13 protein-coding genes are annotated in these 17,810 nt (G+C 67.3%); 5 read left to right on the top strand and 8 right to left on the bottom strand.

Annotation, left to right across the window (positions count from 1 at the left end):
* The first annotated feature begins 120 nt into the window (after positions 1 to 120).
* Both J2X20_RS22295 and J2X20_RS22290 read left to right on the top strand, forming a co-directional pair.
* Positions 121 to 1,398: an MFS transporter gene (locus tag J2X20_RS22295; protein ID WP_310269666.1), complete on the top strand. Its 1,278-nt coding sequence runs from the start codon at positions 121 to 123 to the stop codon at positions 1,396 to 1,398.
* Positions 1,395 to 1,970, top strand: a complete 576-nt coding sequence (locus J2X20_RS22290; protein ID WP_310269664.1) for a GNAT family N-acetyltransferase — start codon at positions 1,395 to 1,397, stop codon at positions 1,968 to 1,970. The genes J2X20_RS22295 and J2X20_RS22290 overlap by 4 nt, the downstream gene beginning before the upstream one ends.
* 40 nt (positions 1,971 to 2,010) lie before the next feature.
* Here J2X20_RS22290 and J2X20_RS22285 read toward each other — a convergent pair whose 3' ends face one another.
* The 6 genes from J2X20_RS22285 to ugpB form a co-directional block, all read right to left on the bottom strand.
* The gene (locus J2X20_RS22285) at positions 2,011 to 2,853 is read right to left on the bottom strand and encodes a TraB/GumN family protein (RefSeq protein ID WP_310269662.1); all 843 of its coding nucleotides are present in this window, start codon (positions 2,851 to 2,853) and stop codon (positions 2,011 to 2,013) included.
* On the bottom strand, positions 2,850 to 3,584 hold the full coding sequence (gene ugpQ / locus J2X20_RS22280; RefSeq protein WP_310269659.1) for a glycerophosphodiester phosphodiesterase: 735 nt from the start codon (positions 3,582 to 3,584) through the stop codon (positions 2,850 to 2,852). Before ugpQ ends, J2X20_RS22285 begins: the two co-directional genes overlap by 4 nt.
* Positions 3,581 to 4,636, bottom strand: coding sequence for a sn-glycerol-3-phosphate import ATP-binding protein UgpC (locus tag J2X20_RS22275; RefSeq protein WP_310269657.1), 1,056 nt, complete (start codon positions 4,634 to 4,636; stop codon positions 3,581 to 3,583). The genes ugpQ and J2X20_RS22275 overlap by 4 nt, the downstream gene beginning before the upstream one ends.
* On the bottom strand, positions 4,637 to 5,485 hold the full coding sequence (ugpE, locus tag J2X20_RS22270; protein ID WP_310269655.1) for a sn-glycerol-3-phosphate ABC transporter permease UgpE: 849 nt from the start codon (positions 5,483 to 5,485) through the stop codon (positions 4,637 to 4,639). It abuts the gene before it with no gap.
* Entirely contained in the window at positions 5,485 to 6,372 is an 888-nt protein-coding gene (ugpA, locus tag J2X20_RS22265; protein ID WP_310269652.1) for a sn-glycerol-3-phosphate ABC transporter permease UgpA, read from the bottom strand. The genes ugpE and ugpA overlap by 1 nt, the downstream gene beginning before the upstream one ends.
* A 138-nt stretch (positions 6,373 to 6,510) precedes the next feature.
* Positions 6,511 to 7,806: a sn-glycerol-3-phosphate ABC transporter substrate-binding protein UgpB gene (gene ugpB, locus J2X20_RS22260; RefSeq protein WP_310269650.1), complete on the bottom strand. Its 1,296-nt coding sequence runs from the start codon at positions 7,804 to 7,806 to the stop codon at positions 6,511 to 6,513.
* A 235-nt stretch (positions 7,807 to 8,041) separates the two neighbouring features.
* Here ugpB and J2X20_RS22255 point away from each other — a divergent pair, with 235 nt between their 5' ends.
* Positions 8,042 to 11,896 (top strand): DUF3683 domain-containing protein, encoded by a 3,855-nt coding sequence (locus J2X20_RS22255; protein ID WP_409034186.1) that lies wholly within the window; start codon positions 8,042 to 8,044, stop codon positions 11,894 to 11,896.
* Positions 11,893 to 12,312 carry an HIT family protein gene (locus J2X20_RS22250; protein WP_310269645.1) on the top strand — a complete coding sequence of 140 codons (420 nt, stop codon included), beginning with the start codon at positions 11,893 to 11,895 and terminating at the stop codon, positions 12,310 to 12,312. The genes J2X20_RS22255 and J2X20_RS22250 overlap by 4 nt, the downstream gene beginning before the upstream one ends.
* Here the strand turns inward: J2X20_RS22250 and J2X20_RS22245 are convergent.
* Positions 12,302 to 12,802: a hypothetical protein gene (locus J2X20_RS22245; RefSeq protein WP_310269643.1), complete on the bottom strand. Its 501-nt coding sequence runs from the start codon at positions 12,800 to 12,802 to the stop codon at positions 12,302 to 12,304. The genes J2X20_RS22250 and J2X20_RS22245 overlap by 11 nt on opposite strands.
* 430 nt (positions 12,803 to 13,232) lie before the next feature.
* Between J2X20_RS22245 and J2X20_RS22240 the strand changes: the two genes are divergently transcribed.
* Complete coding sequence (locus J2X20_RS22240) at positions 13,233 to 15,050, top strand: S8 family peptidase (protein WP_310269640.1); 1,818 nt, start codon at positions 13,233 to 13,235, stop codon at positions 15,048 to 15,050.
* 710 nt (positions 15,051 to 15,760) lie between these two features.
* On the opposite strand, the gene J2X20_RS22235 is transcribed toward J2X20_RS22240, so the two are convergent.
* Positions 15,761 to 17,791, bottom strand: a complete 2,031-nt coding sequence (locus J2X20_RS22235) for a M13 family metallopeptidase (protein WP_310269638.1) — start codon at positions 17,789 to 17,791, stop codon at positions 15,761 to 15,763.
* Positions 17,792 to 17,810 lie beyond the last annotated feature (19 nt).

Raw genomic sequence — 17,810 nt, 5'->3', positions numbered from 1 at the left:
TGCTAGGATGGCCCGCATGACCAAGCTCCTCGACCTCGACTGACCGCGCTTTTGCTGGCGCGTTGCTGTGTCCGCGTGGGCGATGCCCGCGTGTCGAGTTGTCCTGAGTAGAGCCAAGCCATGTGGTCTCGTCTGATCCAGTTTTTCACCCTCGCGCCCGGCGATCTGCTGCGCGACGTGGTCTATCGGCGGCTGTGGTCGTCCATCCTGATCTCGTCGCTGGGCGGGCAGGTCACCATGCTGGCCCTGCCGCTGACGGCGGCCGTGCTGCTGAACGCCAGCCCCACGCAGATGGGCCTGCTGCAGGCCATGGAGATCCTGCCCTTCGTGCTGTTCTCCCTGCCTTCGGGCGTGCTGCTGGACCGCATGCGCAAGCTGCCGGTCTATATCGCAGGGGAAACCTTGCTCGCCGTCGCCGTGGCCACCGTGCCGTTGGCCGCCTGGATGGGCTGGCTGGGCATGGGCTGGCTCTACGTGGTCGGCTTCGTGCTCGGCACGGTGCACACGACGGCGGGCAGTGCCGCGCAGATCGTGCTGACCCAGGTCGTGCCGCGTGAGCGCCTCGTCGAGGCCCATGCCAAGAACGCCCTGGCCGGCTCCGGCGCCGAAGTGGTGGGCCCGGGCCTGGCCGGCGTGCTGATCAAGCTGCTGGGCGCGCCGTTGGCCCTGGCCGTGGATGCGCTGGCCCTGCTGGCGTCGGCCGTCATCCTGCGCGGCATCCGCGTCAAGGAGCAGCTGTCGCTCACCCGTGGTCCCTTCTGGGCCTCGCTGAAGGAGGGCCTGGCCTTCGTGCGCTCGCAGAAGCTGCTCATCAGCCTGGCCACGGCCACCGGGGGCTGGCAGCTCTTCCACAACGCGGCGCTGGTGGTGCAGATCCTGTTCGCCACGCGCGAGCTGCAGTTGAGCCCCCAGACGGTTGGGGCCTCCTATATCGCGCTGGGCGCCGGTACGGTGCTGGCCAGCATCTTCGGCCACCGCATCAGCCGCCGCATCGGCCCGGGGCCCTGCCTGGTGCTGGGCTATGGGGCCTGCGGTGTCGGCTGGCTGCAGCTGGCACTGGCGCCGACGGGTCATCTGGGTGTGGTCAGCTTCGGGCTCATGCTGTTCGCCTTCGGTGTCGGTGCCGTGCTGATCTTCATCAACTTCCTGTCGCTGCGCCAGGCCGTCACACCCGCGCCCATGCTGGGCCGCATGACGAGCACGATGCGCTGGCTCATCCTGCTGCCCGCCGGTCCGGGCGCCCTGATCGGCGGCTGGCTGGGCGAGCATATGGGCCTGCGCTCGGCCCTGGCCTTCTCGGGCGTGGGGGCCTGTCTGCTGGCCGCCCTGGCCTGGCGCCACCCGGTCATCCGCGGCGTGCGCGAGTTGCCCAAACCGGTTGAAGTGGTGACGGCATGAGCATCGATCCCGTTCTCATCGACATCCCCGAGCGGCTGGACGGCGAGCGCACCGTGCTGCTGGCGCCTCAGGCCGGCCTCGGCGCCGAGATGGCCGTCGTCATCACGCAGTCCCTCTCGCATCTGCGGCCCTGGATGCCCTGGGCCCAGGAGGCGCCCACGGCCGAGAGTTCGGAGCTGGTCGTGCGGCGCATGCAGGCCGACTTCATCGGGCGTCGCGACCTGAGCTACCAGATGTATGCCCGTCGCGCCGACGGCAGTCCCGGCCGGCTGCTGGGCGGCACCGGCCTGCACCGCATGGACTGGGCCGTGCGGCGCTTCGAGATCGGCTACTGGATACGCCCCGAGGCCGCCGGCCAGGGCCATGTCAGCGAGGCCGTCAGGCTGCTGGCAGCCATGGCCTTCGAGAAGCTCTCGGCACGGCGCGTCGAGATTCGCTGCGACCCGCGCAATGCCAGGAGCCGCGCGGTCGCCGAGCGCTGCGGCTTCGAGCTCGAGGGCATCCTGCGCAACGAGGCCCTGGGCGTCGACGGGCATCCGCGCGACACCTGCGTCTACTCGCGCATCGCCTGATCTGCTGGTGGTCCGGACGGCGACCGTTGGGGAGACCTGATCAGGGGTTCTTTGCCGCTGGTGGCGACGCCGTGATAGGGCCAAGGGAGGCCTCCGCATCGATCTTCGTGTCGGCGGCAACAAAGGCGCCAGCCCCCACTTCACGAGGGCCGCAGACGCCGCCTCTTCCGCACACCCAGGCCGTGCCGCCTTCTGAGCGCAAGCCGATGAAGTAGGCCGGCCGCTCCGCCAGCACCAGGGCACCCATGGGCAGATAGCCCGGTTCCGCCCAATCGGGTCGTTTGGTTCCCGTGTGCACGCCGCCGGCGAGCGCCACGATCTTGTAGTTGCCGTAGAGCACGCCCGCCGCCAACAGGTTGTCGGCCATGCTGCGGTCGTTGATGCGGCTGTACAGCAGGGCCTCGCGCTCTGCCAGCATCGTCTTCTCATCGACGCGCAAGGGCGCAAGTTCCGTGGTGACCTGCTGCATGGCGAGGATGCCGATGCGTTGGCCGCTGCCGCGCAGCTTGCGGACATCGTCGATTAGGGCCATCAGCGCTGCGCTGCTGCGGCCGTCCTGCGTCGCGTTGCGCCAGTCCGGCTGCTGCCACAGTGCAGCCCGATCTGCGGCGGAGCCGGAAGACTCGATGTAGCGAACCAGTGCGGGCTGTTCGGCGCCATTGCGCTCGAGTGCCAGGATGACGCCGTGTCCGGATTGCAGCAGGCTGCACACCAGCCCGCTGACCAAACGCGGCGCCTGCTCGGTGCCATGCATCTCGCCGACGACGATGATCTGCTGCGCAATCTTGCTGACGTCGATTGCGGTTTGCGGTGTGCAGGGCGGGGCAGCTTGGCTGAGCGCTGGCAGCAGAGCGAAAGCAAGCAGGGTGTCACGTAGTTTCATGCGGGTCCGAGCTGATCGACGGCGTCCGTGATGATCCCATCGATGCCATCGGCAATCAGCCGCTCGGCAATCGCCGCATCGTTGACCGTGTAGACCAGCGCCCGCCAGCCCTTGGCGTGCAGGCGTTCAATGAGCGCGCGGTCCATCAGCCGGTAGTTGGTGATGACGGCGGCGACGCGCAGGGACTCGGCGGCCTCGGGCCAGCCATCCCAGAGCTTGTCCAGCAGCAGCGCGCGGGGCAGGCCCGGTTCAGCATCACGTGCGGCGGCGATGGCTTCCGGCTTGAAACTGCTCAACAGCGGCGGCAGGGCGCCGGCCCAAAGCCGCGCGGCCTCGCGGGCCACTGCTGTGCCCGTGCGGGCCTCCTCGCCGGGGCAAGGCTTGATCTCGACGTTCAGCGCGCAGCCATTGGCCTGGCAGAACGCGGCGACCTGTTCGAAGCGCGGCAGGGGTTCCGCGGCAAACGGCGGGCTGTGCCAGCTGCCGGCGTCGAGCCGCGCCATGCCGGCCCAATCCTGCTCGGCCGGCGAACCCTGGCCGCTGGTGGTGCGGTCCAGCGTGTCGTCATGCAGCAGAAAGGCCTGACCGTCGCGGCTGAGCTTGACGTCGCATTCGAAGGCCCGGAATCCGAAGCCCGCGCCCGTACGGAAGGCGGCCAGCGTGTTCTCCGGCGTCAGCTTGCCGGCGCCACGATGGGCCAGCCACAGCGGATAGGGCCAATGCGTTTTCATAGGCGGTGCCCGGTCTTGGCGTCAAAGCGATGCAGGTGCAAGGGGCTGAAGGCCAGATGCAGCCAGTCGCCGGGCTGGGGCGAGGGCAGGGTGGCGTCCAGGCGCAGCGTGAAGGGCGTGCCGGCCCCCAGCTTGCCGTAGACCAGGCGCTCGGCGCCCAGCATCTCGATCATCTCCACGTGCAGCGGCCAGCCGCGGTCGGCGAGCTGGGCGTGCTCGGGGCGCAGGCCCAGCGTCAATTCGCCTTCCACGCCGGGTGGCACATCGAGAGCCGCGCCGTCGATGTGGAACTGCCCGCCATGCTGGCGGCCTGGCAGCAGGTTCATGGCCGGCGAGCCGATGAAGCTGGCGACGAAGGTCGAGGCCGGCTGGCCGTAGACCTCCTCGGGCGTGCCCATCTGCTCGATGCGGCCGCCGTTCATGACGATGATGCGCTGGGCCAGGGTCATGGCTTCGACCTGGTCGTGGGTGACGAACAGCGAGGTGACGCCCAACTCGCGGTGCAGCTTCTGGATCTCCAGGCGCGTCTGCACGCGCAGCTTGGCGTCCAGGTTGGACAGCGGCTCGTCGAACAAAAAGACCTGCGGGTCGCGCACGATGGCCCGGCCCATGGCGACGCGCTGGCGCTGGCCGCCCGACAGTTCGCGCGGCTTGCGGGCGAGCAGATGGCCCAGTTCCAGGATCTTGGCGGCGCGCTGCACCCGCTCGTCGATCTCGGCCTTGGGCATCTTGCGCAGCTTGAGGCCATAGGCCATGTTCTCGGCCACGCTCATGTGGGGATAGAGGGCGTAGTTCTGGAACACCATGGCGATGTCGCGGTCGGCCGGTTCGACGTCGTTGACGACACGCGTGCCGATGGCGATCTCGCCTTCGCTGACCTCTTCCAGCCCCGCAACCATGCGCAGCAGCGTGGATTTGCCGCAGCCCGACGGGCCGACGATGACGACGAATTCGCCGTCCTTGACCTCGGCATCCACGCCATGGATGACCTGCACGGCCTTGGGGCCATGGCCATACCGCTTGATGAGTTTTCGAATGGAGATCGCAGCCATTTATTTCTCGGTGTCGACCAAACCTTTGACAAACCAGCGCTGCATCAGGATCACCACGAGAGCCGGCGGGATCATGGCCAGCAGCGCCGTCGCCATGACGAGGTTCCAGTCGTTGGCCGCCTCGCCGCCGCTGATCATTCGCTTGATGCCGATGACCACCGGATACATGGACTCGTCGGTGGTGACGAGCAGGGGCCAGAGGTATTGGTTCCAGCCGTAGATGAACTGGATGACGAAGAGGGCGGCGATGCTGGTGCGCGACAGGGGCAGCAGCACGTCCTTGAAGAAGCGCAGCGGCGAGGCGCCGTCGATGCGCGAGGCCTCCACCAGCTCATCCGGCACCGTCAGGAAGAACTGGCGGAACAAAAAAGTGGCCGTGGCCGAGGCGATCAGCGGCACGGTGAGGCCGGCAAAGCTGTTGAGCATGTGCAGGTCCGCCACGACTTGGTAGGTCGGGCCGATGCGCACCTCCACCGGCAGCATCAGCGTCACGAAGATGGCCCAGAAGAACAGCTGGCGCAGCGGGAAGCGGAAGTAGACGATGGCAAAGGCCGACAGCAGCGAGATGGCGATCTTGCCGATGGCGATGACCATGGCCGTCACCAGGCTGACCCACATCATGCGGGCCACCGGCGCGCTGGAGCCCGCGCCCGTGCCGCCGCCCAGCGCGGTGGCCATGTTGTCGAGCAGGTGGCTGCCGGGCAGCAACGGCATGGGCGCGTGCACGATGTCCTGGGCGGTGTGGGTGGCGGCGACGAAGGTGATGTAGAGCGGAAAGGCCACCACCGCCACGCCCAGCAGCAGGATGGCGTGGGCCAGCCAGTCCAGCCAGGGCTTTCTCTCGACCATCAGTACTGCACCTTTTTCTCGACGAAGCGGAACTGCAGCACCGTCAGGCTGATGACGATGACCATCAGCACCACGCTCTGTGCGGCCGAGCCGCCCAGGTCCAGGGCCTTGAAGCCGTCGTGATAGACCTTGTAGACCAGGATGGCCGTTTCCTTGCCCGGGCCGCCCTGCGTGGCGGCGTCGACGATGCCGAAGGTGTCGAAGAAGGCGTAGACGACGTTGATGACCAGCAGGAAGAAGCTGGTGGGCGACAGCAGCGGGAAGGTCACGTCCCAGAAGCGCCGCCAGGGGCTGGCGCCGTCGATGGCCGCCGCTTCGATCAGCGAGCGCGGGATGGACTGCAGGCCGGCCAGGAAGAACAGGAAGTTGTAGGAGATCTGCTTCCAGACCGCGGCCATGACGATGAGGGTCATGGCGTGGTCGGGGTTGAGCAGATGGTTCCAGTCCAGGCCCAGGGCGCGCAGCCCATAGGCCACGACGCCGATGGAGGGCGCGAACATGAACAGCCACAGCACGCCGGCAATGGCGGGCGCCACGGCATAGGGCCAGATCAGCAGGGTCTTGTAGACGCCCGCACCGCGCACCACGCGGTTGGCCATGACGGCCAGCAGCAACGAAATGGACAGGCCGAGCACCGCGACCAGCACGGAGAAGAAGGCCGTCGTCTTGAACGAGGCGAGGTAGCTGGCGTCGGCCCACAGGGCCTGGAAATTGGCCAGGCCCACCCATTCGGTCGACAGGCCGAAGGCGTCCTGCTGTTGCAGCGACTGCAGCAGGGCCTGGGCCGCCGGCCAGAAGAAGAACACACCGATGACGGCCGCCTGCGGCGCCAGCAGCAGCCAGGGCAGCCAGCGGGAGCGGAAGACGACGCGTTTTTCTTGCGCCACCTCAAAGGCTCCTGCTATGCGGGCCGAGCGCCGGGCCGCTCCCTAGCCGGCCCGCGACGGCGATGTGCTTGCCGGTCAATCCGGCAAGCATCGCCGTCCCCTCGGGGGACCGGCCGACATACCCGTTGGACGAGGGGCTCACAATTTTGCGGTCTTCTGGAATTTTTCCAGCTGCTCGTTGCCGCGCTGGATGGCGGCAGCTATTCCTTCCTTGGCCGTCTTCTTGCCCGCCCAGATCAGCTCGAACTCCTCGTCCACGATGGTGCGGATCTGCGGGTGGTTGCCCAGGCGCACGCCGCGCGACTTGTCGGTGGTCTTGCGGATCATCTGGTTGACGGCCACGTCGCTGCCCGGGTTGGCCTTGTAGAAACCGCTGGCCTCCGTCGCTACAAAGGCCGCCTTGGTGGCAGGCAGATAGCCGGTGCGCTTGTGGCTTTCGGACGCCACGTCGGCCCGCGCCAGGTATTCGAAGAACTTGGCCACGCCCTTGTACTCAGCCGGCTTCTTGCCCGCCATCACCCACAGGCTGGCGCCGCCGATGACGGTGTTCTGCGGCGCGCCGGGCACGTCGGGGTAATAGGGCAGGGCGGTGATGCCGAAGGCGAACTTGGCGTTCTTCTTGATGTCGCCGTAGATGCTGGACGAGGCCGTCGTCATCGCGCACTCGCCCGAGACGAAGGTGGCGTCCGACGCATTGCCGCGGCCCTTGTAGACGAACAGCCCCTGCCTGGCCATGTTGGCCAGGTTCTCGATGTGGCGAACGTGCAGCGGCGTGTTGAAGGCCAGTCGCGCATCCAGGCCGCCGAAGCCGTTGTTCTTGGTGGCGAACTCGACGTTGTGCCAGGCCGAGAAGCTTTCCAGTTGCGTCCAGCTCATCCACGACGTGGTGAGGGGGCATTTGCTGCCGTTGGCCTTGAGCTTGGCGGCGGCCGAGGCCACCTCGGGCCAGCTGGTGGGCGGCTTGTCGACGCCGGCGGCCTTCAGGGCGTCCTTGTTGTAGAAGAAGACGGTGGTGGAGCTGTTGAAGGGGAAGCTCAGCATCTGGCCGCTCGGCGCCGTGTAGTAGCTGGCCACCGCCGGCACATAGGCGCCGGGTTCGAAGGGCACGCCGGCTTCCTTCATGATGTCGGCCACCGGCTTGATGGCGGCCTTGCTGGCCATCATGGTGGCCGTGCCGACCTCGAAGACCTGCAGGATGTGAGGCGCTTGGCCGGCCCGGAAGGCGGCGATGGCCGCGGGCATGGATTCCTCGTAGGTGCCCTTGAAGGTGGGGACGACCTTGTAGTCCTTCTGGCTGGCGTTGAAGTCCCGGGCCAGGTCGTTGACCCATTCACCGCGCGCCCCACCCATGGCATGCCACCACTGGATCTCGATCTGGGCCTGGGCCGAGCCGGCCAGGGCCAGCAGGCCTGCAGCAAGGGCGAACGACTTCATTGCGGTGTCTCCTTGAGGGTTTTGCGGGCCAGCATAGCGCCGCTTGATGAGGCACGAATGGCGGGCAAACACGGTGGCCCTCTAGGGAGAAGCCCCCCTCGGTTAGGATTCCAACCCCTGCCGCGAGGGGCCGTGGCCACAAGCCGGGTGTTCCTCGCCCGCCTTGCTGCCGACCCGAGCCGCTGCCCGCCCGAACCAGCCTGCCAAGGCTTATTTTCCGGTCACGCCGGTTGCCATGAACGCACCGCATCCCCTGATGCCCACCGCTGAAGCGGACGAGACCGCAGCCCCCCGGTTGCGCGAGATCCCCTACAACTACACGTCGTTCTCCGACCGCGAGATCGTCATCCGCCTGCTGGGCTCCCGGGCCTGGGAGCTGCTGGACCAGTTGCGGCTGGAGCGCCGCACGGGCCGCTCCGCGCGCATGTTGTACGAGGTGCTGGGCGACATCTGGGTGGTGCAGCGCAACCCCTACCTGCAGGACGACCTGCTGGACAACCCCAAGCGCCGCGCCCTGCTGATCGAGGCGCTGCATCACCGCCTGGGTGAGGTGCAGAAGCGCCGCGACCCCGCTGGCGACGCGCAGCGCGACGCCGCCGTCGGCGAACTGCTACAGGCCGCGCGCGGCGCGGTGGCCGAGTTCGGCAAGTTCTTCGACAGCGTCGGCACGCTGCGCAAACGCGCCGCCAAGACGCTGGCCCGCCACACGGCCAAGGACAACATCAAGTTCGATGGCCTGTCCCGCGTGTCCCATGTGACGGACGCGACCGACTGGCGCGTCGAGTACCCCTTCGTCGTGCTGACGCCCGATACCGAGGCCGAGATGGCCGGGCTGGTGGGTGCCTGCTTCGAGCTGGGCCTGACCGTCATCCCGCGCGGTGGTGGCACCGGCTACACGGGCGGCGCGGTGCCGCTGGTGTGGAACAGCGCCGTCATCAACACCGAGAAGCTCGAAGCCCTGCGCGGCGTCGAGATGCTGCGCCTGCCGGGCCTGGACCGCGAGGTGCCGACCATCTTCAGCGAGGCCGGCGTCGTCACGCAACGGGTGGCGGACATGGCCGAGGCCCATGGCTTCGTCTTCGCGGTGGACCCGACCTCGGCCGAGGCCAGCTGCATCGGCGGCAACGTGGCCATGAACGCCGGCGGCAAGAAGGCCGTGCTGTGGGGCACGGCCCTGGACAACCTGGCCAGCTGGAAGATGGTGACGCCCGAGGCCAAATGGCTGGAGGTGATCCGCCTCAACCACAACCTCGGCAAGATCCATGACGTCGAGATGGCCAGCTTCGAGCTGCGCTACTTCGACGCGTCGGGCACCAAGCTCGAGACGACCGAGAGGCTGGACATCCCCGGCCGTGTCTTCCGCAAAGAGGGCCTGGGCAAGGACGTGACGGACAAGTTCCTCGCCGGTCTGCCGGGCATCCAGAAGGAAGGCTGCGACGGCCTCATCACATCTGCGCGCTGGATCGTGCACCGCATGCCGGCCCATGTGCGCACCGTCTGCCTGGAGTTCTTCGGCAACCCCAAGGACTGTGTGCCCAGCATCGTCGACATCAAGGACTACATGTTCTCGATTGCCGACACTGGCGTGCTGCTGGCCGGACTGGAGCACCTGGACGACCGCTACCTGAAGGCGGTGGGCTACGCGACCAAGAGCAAGCGCGGCGGCCTGCCCAAGATGGTGCTGGTGGGCGACATCGTCGGCGACGACGCCGATGCGGTGGCGCGTGCCACCTCCGAGGTCGTGCGCCTGGCCAATGGGCGCTCGGGCGAGGGCTTTGTCGCCGTCAGCGCCGACGCGCGCAAGAAGTTCTGGCTGGACCGCAAGCGCACCGCGGCCATCAGCAAGCACACCAACGCGTTCAAGGTGAACGAGGACGTGGTGATCCCGCTGCACCGCATGGGCGAGTACACCCTGGGCATCGAGCGCATCAACATCGAGCTGTCCCTGCGCAACAAGCTGGCCCTGGTGACGGCGTTGCAAGCGTTGTTCATGACGGGCAAGCTGCCGCTGGGCAAGAGCGACGACGCCGGCGACATCCCGAGCGCCGAGCTGCTGGAAGACCGCGTGCAGCAGGCCCTGACCCTGCTGCGCGAGGTGGGCGAGCTGTGGCAGCAGTGGTTGAACGGGCTGGACAGTGGCTTCTTCGAGGGCCTGCAGACGCATGAGCTGCGCGCTTCGTGGAAGACCCAGATCCTCAAGCCCATGCAGGCCCTCTTCAACGGCGCGGCTTTCGAGCCGCTGATCGCCGAGCTCAAGCGCATCCACAAGGAAGTGCTGCGCGGCCGCGTCTGGGTGGCCCTGCACATGCATGCCGGCGACGGCAATGTGCACACCAACATCCCCGTCAACAGCGACAACTACCAGATGCTGCAGACGGCCCATGAGGCCGTGGCCCGCATCATGAAGCTGGCGCGTTCGCTGGACGGCGTCATCTCGGGCGAGCATGGCATCGGCATCACCAAGCTCGAGTTCCTGACCGACGACGAGCTGGCCAACTTCACGGCCTACAAGAAGCGCGTCGACCCCGAGGGCCGCTTCAACAAGGGCAAATTGCTCCGCGATGAGGCCATGCCGGCCGACCTGCGCAATGCCTACACGCCGTCCTTCGGCCTGATGGGGCATGAGTCGCTGATCATGCAGCAGAGCGACATCGGCGAGATCGCCAACTCGGTGAAGGACTGCCTGCGCTGCGGCAAGTGCAAGCCGGTCTGCGCCACCCATGTGCCGCGCGCCAACCTGCTTTATTCGCCGCGCAACAAGATCCTCGCCACCTCGCTGCTCGTCGAGGCCTTCCTGTACGAGGAGCAGACCCGCCGGGGCGTGTCCATCAAGCACTGGCAGGAGTTCGAGGATGTGGCCGACCACTGCACGGTCTGCCACAAATGCCTGTCGCCCTGCCCGGTCAAGATCGACTTCGGCGACGTGACGATGAATATGCGCAACCTGCTGCGCAAGATGGGCCAGAAGACCTGGCGCCCCGGCAACGCGGCGGCCATGTTCATGCTGAACGCGACCAACCCCGAGACCATCAAGCTGGCCCGCACGGCCATGGTGGGCATTGGCTTCAAGGCGCAGCGCTTTGCCGTCGACCTGTTCAAGCTTGCGGGCCGCAAGCAGACCAGCGCGCCGCCGGCGACGCTGGGCGCCGCGCCGATCAAGGAACAGGTCATCCACTTCATCAACAAGAAGCTGCCCGGCGGCCTGCCCAAGAAGACGGCGCGGGCGCTCTTGGACATCGAGGACAAGGACTACGTGCCCATCATCCGCCCGCCGGCCACGCCGAGCGAGACGGAGGCCGTGTTCTATTTCCCCGGCTGCGGCTCGGAGCGTCTGTTCAGCCAGGTCGGCCTGGCCACGCAGGCCATGCTCTGGCATGCCGGCGTGCAGACCGTGCTGCCGCCGGGTTACCTGTGCTGCGGCTACCCGCAGCGCGGCTCGGGCCAGTTCGACAAGGCCGAGAAGATGATTACCGACAACCGGGTGCTCTTCCATCGCGTCGCCAATACGCTGAACTACCTCGACATCAAGACGGTGGTGGTCAGCTGCGGCACCTGCTACGACCAGCTGCAGGGCTACAAGTTCGAGGACATCTTCCCAGGCTGCCGCATCATCGACATCCACGAGTACCTGCTGGAGAAGGGCATCACCCTGGGCTCCAAGAACAGCTATCTGTACCACGACCCCTGCCACTCGCCGATGAAGCAGCAGGAGCCGATGAAGACGGTCAAGGCGCTGGTGGGCGACAACGTCGTGAAGAGCGAGCGCTGCTGCGGCGAGAGCGGCACGCTGGGCGTCACGCGGCCCGACATCTCCACGCAGGTGCGCTTTCGCAAGGAAGAGGAACTGCGCAAGACCGAGGCCCAGCTGCGCGAGTCGGGCCAGGTCGGCGCCAATGACAACCTGAAGATCCTGACCTCCTGCCCGAGCTGCCTGCAGGGTTTGAGCCGCTACGGCAACGACCTTCAGAACGGCCTGCTGGAAGCCGACTACATCGTCGTCGAGATGGCCAACCAGATCCTCGGCCCCAACTGGATGCCCGACTACGTGGCCAAGGCCAACAACGGCGGCATCGAGCGGGTGCTGGTGTGAGCTGCGCGCTGTGTGACGGCGACGGCGGCCTCGTCGTCGCCCGCACGCCGCAGTTCCGCGTCGTGCGTGTGGTCGAGGGCGAGGAAGCACAACGCTTCCCGGCCTTCTACCGACTCATCTGGAACGCCCATGTCGCCGAGTTCAGTGACCTCTGCGTCACGGATAGACACGCCTGCATGGACGCTGTCACCGAGATCGAGCGGGCCTTAAGGTCTTTGCTCGCACCGACCAAGGTCAACCTCGCGAGCCTGGGCAATGTCGTGCCGCATCTGCACTGGCATGTGATTGCGCGCTTCGAGGGCGACAGCCACTTCCCGGCGCCCATCTGGGCACCCGCTCAGCGAGAGGCCGTGCCCGCATTGGCACGGCCGCTGGAGACCGTCGACGCGGCCATTGCCCAGGTGCTCAGCGGCTGAACAGCGCGACGCGCGTGCCGCTGCCGCTGCGAGCGGTCAAGGTGTCCATGGCGGGGGCGCGAGGATCGATGAAGTCGACGCTGAAGCGGTAGATCTGCGCGCTTGCCGTGTTCTGCGGACCGCAATGCAGGCGGTTCACGGCCTGGCGCACGTCGCGGGCGATGCTGCGCGAGATGCCGTTCGCCTGCACGGCGCCGACTTCCCCGTTCTCCATGACGAACTGCACCTTCACTTCGCCATAGCGGCCTTCGATGGCCCAGGTCCGCTCCAGTGCCGACTGCAGCTGTCCTTCAAGGTCTTCGCAGGCGGCGTGCACGTCGTAGCGGGCGGGCGCCTCGATGACGCGGCCCCTGACCTCGACGCGCTCCAGGTCGTCGGGTGCGGCCATGGCCGGACCGGCTGTCAGGGCCAGCGTGGCGGCGCAGGCGACGGCGGCGAAGAGGCCGTTGAGAACCGGTGTGCGTTGTGCGATCGAATAGCGAGAGGACATGACGAGCTCCTGTTGGACTTTGAGGGGCAGGGGACGTGAATGACGTCGACCTGTGCTCAGGCTAGGCGTCTGACCGAGCGGTCCCAAGCAGCAGGCGATGAGATGCCGTCGGCATGCGACGGCATGCCGAAAACCGCCACCGAATTGAGACGCAGGCTCGCGCGTGTTCTTCGGCCTCGCGTGCCACTCGTCATGGGCGTCCATCGGTAGTTGCCCGCTAGGGTGACTTGCGTCACTCCGGTTGGTGACAAGGCTGGCTTCGTGTCGCGGACACACTGCGCGCCGCTTCGGATGCGCCATGCCGGCAGGACCGTTTCTGGTTGTTGGGTTGAGTCCTGTCGGTGAGCTGAACACAGCGGCGCTCCTCGTGGAGATCCCGCGGGCCGAGCCGGTGCGCCGTCCGCCACGGTGACTTTTCCGGAACCACCAAATGAGTTTTGCTTTTGCCAACAAGAGAACCCTGCTCGCACTGGCCTGTGGCCTGCTGACGGCAGGCGCAGTCCAGGCCGGCGTGTCCAACACCCAGGTTGACGTCGGTGTCGCGAGCCTGGCTCAGCGTGCCGCCAGCACCGACCGCCTCATCGTCAGCTACCGCGATGCCTCCCAGGCCGATGTCAAGGACGCCAGCGTGCTGCGCGCGGTCAGCGTCACGGCCAATGCCCTCGACGCCCGCCTGAACGCCGTCAACTCGGCCCTGGCCCTGCGTGGCGCCAAGGCCCGCCTGCTGCGCCAGATGGGCACCGGCGCCCACATCTACAAGCTCGACAAGGCCCTCTCGCACGGCGAGATGCAAAGCCTGGCCAACCAGCTCAAGGCCGCCGACGCCAACATCGCCTATGCGGAACCCGACCGCAAGATGTACCCCATGATGACCCCCAATGACTCGAGCTACAGCTCGCAGTGGGATCTGTACGAGAACACCGGCGGCATTCGCGCCCCGGCTGCCTGGGACCTGGCCACCGGCTCCGGCGTCGTCGTCGCCGTCATCGACACGGGCTACCGCCCGCATGCCGACCTGTCCGGCCAGATCGTCGCCGGCTACGACATGATCAATGACACGGCCGTCTCCAACGACGGTTCGGCCCGCGACAGCGACCCCAGCGACCCGGGCGACTGGGTGGCTGCCGGCGAATGCGGCACGGGTGAACCCGCCAGCAACTCCAGCTGGCACGGCACCCACGTGGCCGGCACCATCGCCGCCAAGACCAACAACGCCAGCGGCGTCGCCGGCATCGCCTTCAACGCCAAGGTGCAACCGGTGCGCGTGCTTGGCAAGTGCGGCGGCTACACGTCCGACATCGCCGACGGCATGGTCTGGGCCTCGGGCGGCAGCGTCTCGGGCCTGCCCGCCAACGCCACGCCGGCCAAGGTCATCAACATGTCCCTGGGCGGCGGCGGCGCCTGCGACACCACGTCGCAGAACGCCATCAACAGTGCCCGCTCGCGCGGCACCACCGTCGTCGTGGCGGCCGGCAACGAGAACCAGAACGCCAGCAACTCCAACCCGGCCAACTGCTCCGGCGTCATCGCCGTGGCAGCGACGGACCGCAACGGTGCCCGCGCCTACTACTCGAACTACGGCTCCATCGTGACGCTGGCCGCGCCCGGCGGCGATGTGCGCTCGAGCAGCAGCAACGGCATCCTGAGCACGCTGAACGCCGGCACCAAGGCGCCGGGCGCCGACAGCTACGCCTACTACCAGGGCACCTCGATGGCCACGCCCCACGTGGCCGGCGTCGTCGCCCTGATGTACAGCGCCAAGCCGACGGCCACGCCCGACCAGATCAAGGCCGCGCTGGTCAGCAGCGCCCGTGCCTTCCCGGGCAGCTGCTCGCAGTGCGGCGCCGGCATCCTGGACGCCGCCGCTGCCGTCACGGCCATCACCGGCACGACCCTGCCGACGGTGAACGAGACCGAGTCCAACGGCACGATCGGCACGGCCAACACCGTGTCGTCGCCCGCCATCGTGGCCGGCTCGATCAGCTCCAGCAGTGACACCGACTACTTCAAGGTGACGCTGCCGGCCGGCAAGACGCTGGCCGCGACGCTGACCATGGGCAGCAGCAGCAACGACTTCGACCTGTACATCAAGAACAGCTCCGGCACCACGCTGGCCAGCAGCGAGAAGGCCGCCGGACAGGTCGACAGCACCAGCTACGCCAATGGCGGCAGCGGCTCGGTGACGCTGTATGTGCAGGTGCTGCGCTACAGCGGTACCGGCAGCTACACGCTGAAGCTGACTTGGTAATCGTCGGGCGCTTTGCCTGAAGAAAGGACGGGGCCTTCGGGCCCCGTTTTTTTGTTGGTGGGATGGTTGCTTTTGCGGAGAGTGCGTTTGCTCGGTGCATTGCCGGGAGTCCGTCCCGGCGGCCGGGTAACTTTCTTCTGCGGGGCCAGAAGAAAGTCACCAAAGAAGAGGCCCTGAACCGCACACGACCGCGGCGCCGCCAAGAGCGGCGCGCGAAAACAACCAGCGGCATTGCGACAAGAAGCGAACCGCTGCGCTCTCGCACACGACTTGTCGCGAGCAGCATCCATCGCATCAGCACCCCGTTCGACGCGCGGCTGCACGCCGTGCTCATCAAAACAGCCCCATGCAGCGTCGCTCGGGCGACGCGGCTGTTCGGTATTTCCTGATGAGCCCGGCGTGCAGCCGGCGTTAGCTGGCTTGAAGGCGCGATCGCTGGCGCTCTTCAAAAGTGGTGGGCGAGAGCGCAGCGGCTCGCGTGGAGGCACGGCCCACACCGAGCGCAGCGAGCGGCAGACGCCGCTCGAGTGCAGATTGCATTGAGCGCTCCTCTTTTGGTGACTTTTCTCTGGCGCGTCAGAGAAAAGTTACCCGCCCTCGCCGGGCGGACTCCGGCGGCACTGCACGCGAGTCATGAGGACCTTGGCAAAAGCAACCACCAAACAAAAACGGGGCCGAAGCCCCGTCCAAGTTCAATCAAACCGCCCCACTCACCACACCGTGATCGGATCACTCGCCACCATCGCGCTCCCCGGCTTGCAGCTGAAGGCCTGCGCGAAGTAGGGCGTGTTGCTCATCGGTGTCAGCACGCGGAACTTGGCCGGCGAGTGGTTGTCGGTGCGGATCTGGTTGATGAGGAACTCGGTGCGCACCTTGGTGCGCCAGATCAGCGCCGTGCTGATGAAGAAGCGCTGGGCCGGCGTGTAGCCGTCGATCTTCTTGTCAGCCCTGCCGCTGCGCTTGAGCGCCCGCTGCAGGCCCTCGTAGGCGAGGGGCAGGCCCGACATGTCGGAGATGTTCTCGCCCAGCGTCATGCGGCCATTGATGTTGTAGCCGGTCAGCGGCGAGATCGCCGAATAGCGCTCGGCCACCTTGTCGGCGCGGGCCTTGTAGCCGGCCGCGTCGGCGGGCGTCCACCAGTCGGTCAGCGAGCCGCCGGCGTCGAAGTTGCGGCCGCTGTCGTCGAAGTGATGCGTGATCTCGTGGCCGATGACCATGCCGATGCCACCGTAGTTGCTGGCGTCGTCCGCCTTGGCGTCGAAGAAGGGCGGCTGCAGGATGCCGGCCGGGAAGGTGATCTGGTTCAGGCCACCGGCGAAGGCATTGACGATGTGGGGGCTGGTGCGCCATCTGCCGCGCTCGACCGGCGAGTCCAGATCCTTCATCTGCTGGCCGCTGTGCCACAGCGCCACCTTGAGCCAGTTGCCGGTGAAGTCGTTGTTGCTCAGCTGCAGGCCCTCGAACTGCGGCCACTTGTCGGGCGCGCCGATCATGGGCTGCATCTGCGCCAGCTTCTCGATCGCCTTGGCCTTGGTGGGGGGCGTCATCCACTCCAGCTTCTCGATGCGCTCCTTCATGCTGGCGCGGATGTCGTCCAGCAATTGCAGCGAGCGCTTCTGCGCCTCGGGCGAGAAGGCGCGCGCGACGAAGAGTTCGCCCAGGGCCAGGGCCACCGGCTCGGTGCCATAGCTGCCACCGATCATGAGGATGACCTCCTCGCTGCGCGGCTGCCGCGCCTGCAGGCCGATGAGGGTCCTGCCCCGGTAGTCGAAGGAGGCGGTCGCGAACGCCGTGGGTAGGCGGGGGGCGGCCGCGTCGAGTACCCGCAACGCGAGGTACTGGCGCCACACGGGCAGCGGTGTGTCGGCGGCGAGCTGGGCGACGTGAGTCGCGAACTCCGGCTGGCCGACGATGAGGCGGTGTGGCAGCTTGGCGCCAGCCGTCAGCACGGCGAGATAGGTGTTCCAGTCCAGGCCGGGCGCCGCCGCCGCCAGTTCGGCCGGGCTCATCGGGTTGTAGCTGGCGTTCGGATCGCGCAACTGATCGCGTGCGCGTGAGGCGCCGGCCAGTCGGGTCTCGAATTGATAGAGCGTGTCCAGCTCGGCGTCGGTGGCCGGCTTGCCTGCCGCGGCGAGCAGGGCCTGGCTGTAGGCGCGGTATGCCAGTTTCACGCTGCGCGTGCGGTCATCGTCGCGGAAGTAGTCGTCGCGGTCCGGCAGGCCCAGACCGGACTGCCCCAGGCCGAGCACATTGCGCCGCGTGTCCTTGCGGTCGGGTTGGACGCTGTAGCCGAGCGGCGCCGCGATGCCGCTGCGATTCAGCAGCGCCAGCAGGGCAGGGAGGTCTTCGCGGCGCTGCAGGGCGTCGATGCGGTTCAGCAGCGGTGCCACGGAAGTCAGGCCGCGTGCTTCGATGGCGGCTTCGTCCATGCCGCTGGAGAAATAGGCGGCGATGAGCTTGAGGCCCGGCGTCTTCTGCAATTCGGGCCGGTCGGCCAGTTCTTTCAAGGCCTTGTCCAGCACGGCGGCATTGTTCTGGCGCAGGTCCTCGAAGCTGCCGATGCGGGCGCGGCTGGCGGGCAGCTCCGTCGCGGCTTCCCAGGGGCCGTTGACGAAGGCATAGAAGTCGTCGCAGGGCTGGGCCTCCTTGGACAGGCCGCTCAGGTCGAGGGCATGTGCGGCGGCGGCCAGGCCGAGCAGGGTGGCTGCGGCGGCGAGGCGATGGCGAGGGAAACGGGACATGACGGGGCGATCTTTGGCC

The sequence above is a fragment of the Roseateles saccharophilus genome (assembly GCF_031458095.1).
Taxonomy (GTDB): domain Bacteria; phylum Pseudomonadota; class Gammaproteobacteria; order Burkholderiales; family Burkholderiaceae_C; genus Pelomonas; species Pelomonas saccharophila_A.
Note: the sequence above shows the minus strand (reverse complement) of the source record. Positions and strands in the feature narration are given on the sequence as shown.